The 1,620-nt window shown below is 66.2% G+C and carries 1 protein-coding gene and 1 pseudogene; one reads left to right on the forward strand and one right to left on the reverse strand.

The window, feature by feature from the left end:
* The coding region (locus GPA_RS11955) for an iron-sulfur cluster assembly scaffold protein (protein ID WP_083809109.1) at positions 1 to 608 on the reverse strand (608 nt) is incomplete at its 3' end.
* 296 nt (positions 609 to 904) lie between these two features.
* Here GPA_RS11955 and GPA_RS19310 point away from each other — a divergent pair.
* Positions 905 to 1,620: pseudogene (locus GPA_RS19310) on the forward strand (helix-turn-helix transcriptional regulator); the annotation flags it as partial.

Raw genomic sequence — 1,620 nt, forward strand, 5'->3', positions numbered from 1 at the left:
ACCTCTTCCGCATCCTCGTCCTCGCCGCCGAACAGCAGCTCAACCCGCGCGTCGCGCAGCGAGCAGTGCTCGCACATGGCGCAGGGGATGGACAGCTCGTCGCACGGCACCACGCGGTCCAGCTCCTCGATGGAGGCGCCGCGGCGGATGAGGAAGTCGCCCACGAGGGCGCGCACGCCCTCCGTGGCGAAGTACGTCGTGTGCAGCTTGTCGGACGGCACGCCGTCGAGCGCCGCCTTCACGTCCTCGGGCCTGATGGCCAGCGCCTCGGCGAACGACTTGCCCTCCACCATCGAGCAGATCGTGCTCGCGCACGCCGTCATGGCCAGGCAGCCGCGGGACTTGAAGCCCATGCGCACGAACGTCTCGGTGGCAGGGTCGATGACGGCGAACAGGCGCAGGGCCACCTCGCCGCGCTTCGACTTGCCCACCATGCTCTGCGCGTTGAAGCCCTCGGGGGCGCCGCTGTTCCTGAAGTTCGCCACCACGGCCAAAAGCGTGTCCGAATAGCCGCCCGTCCCCGCCTCGACCTCCGTCTGGTACACGTCGGCCGTGCGGATGACGGCGCGCTCGTCCGGCTCCACGTACACGTTCCTCGACTCTCCCATCGCCCTGCTCCTTCTCGTCGTTCGACCGGCCGCCCGGGCGCGGAGGCGCGGGCGGGCGGCAGCGGAAAGCTTCACCGAATGGTTCAATGATGCACGTTACCCCCGCGCCGGCCTACCCTCTTTAGGGATAAAATTCGGTTTCACGGGGGAAAGTCCTGCTATCCTGATCTCTGCACCGCGCGAGGACGGGAGCGCGGGTATCGTTGACCCATTTTGTTTACAAAAAGCCGACGCCGGATACGTACGGCGGCCGAAGCGTTACCATGTTGCCATTATGCGAACGGGGAGGATCGGTTTTGGCATATCAAGCGCCCCATGAGCCGACTGCAGACGGCCATGCCGGCACCGCTGCAAAGCACACGGGAAACGAGAGCGGCGCCCGGCAGACGCCGGGCGACCTCCTGCGCACCTGCGCACAGCTCTGGCCGCTCGTGGTGGGCCTTGCGTTCGGGCGGGCAGGGCTTATCGTGGCCAGCTACGGCAGCTACACCAGCACGGACGAGGGCATCTTCACCGACGGCGCCATGCTCGTGGCCTTGAGCGTGCTGGCCGTGTTCTTCGTGGTCATCTCGGTGGGCAAGGTCTCCCTCGACAAGCGCTTCACGAACGCGGCAATGCGCATCTGCATTGCGCTGGAGGCCTTCACGCTCGTGGCCTTGGCAGCGCTCGACCTGGCCGAAACCAACAACCCGGCCGCGCGGTTCGCCTTGAACGCATTGTGCACGCTCGTGTCGTCGGCCACCATCTACTACTGGCTGCGCCGCGCCCGCGGCACCGGCACCATCGTCGCGGCCCTGTTCGTGTTCTCGGCCCTCATCTTGAGCGAGGTTGAGATCTACCTGTGCACGCTGCTGCCCGTTTCCGTGGGGAACCTGGCCGCCACGGTGCTCGTGCTGGTGCAGTACCCGTGCATGCTGTGGGCCAGGAAGCGCACGCAGCCGCACGACATAGCAGCAGGGGCATCGCAGTCCAACGACTATTTCGGCTTCACGAAGACCATGATCCAGAGCAA

The organism is Gordonibacter pamelaeae 7-10-1-b (assembly GCF_000210055.1).
Taxonomy (GTDB): domain Bacteria; phylum Actinomycetota; class Coriobacteriia; order Coriobacteriales; family Eggerthellaceae; genus Gordonibacter; species Gordonibacter pamelaeae.